Genomic DNA, 309 nt, shown 5'->3' with positions numbered 1-309 from the left:
ACTGAATTAGGGACACGCCCTAGTAAACAACTTGAAAAACAGATTATGAAGCTGGCCAATAAAGCCAATTTATCGAAAAATGATGAGCTTTTGTGGTATCAGTTAGGTTTAGCTTATTTTCACAATTTAAAGGTGCACCTGAAGGATTTGAAAACTATATCTATAGAGAAAAATGACAATAGAATGATTATGATTACTATAAAGGATAAAGAGTATTGGTTACCCTTCGAACATAATCATCAAGACTTTTTTTAGTCATTAAAGCTCTGCAATTCATTTCTACGATATTTTCAACAACTAAACCAACTT

At 31.4% G+C, this 309-nt stretch carries 1 pseudogene; it reads left to right on the top strand.

Annotation, left to right across the window (positions count from 1 at the left end):
- Positions 1 to 255: pseudogene (locus tag BTV99_RS13730) on the top strand (hypothetical protein); the annotation flags it as partial.
- Positions 256 to 309: the final 54 nt, after the last annotated feature.

The sequence above is a fragment of the Psychrobacter sp. Rd 27.2 genome (genome assembly GCF_001921755.1).
Taxonomy (GTDB): domain Bacteria; phylum Pseudomonadota; class Gammaproteobacteria; order Pseudomonadales; family Moraxellaceae; genus Psychrobacter; species Psychrobacter celer.
This window is presented reverse-complemented; position numbering and strand designations above follow the sequence as displayed.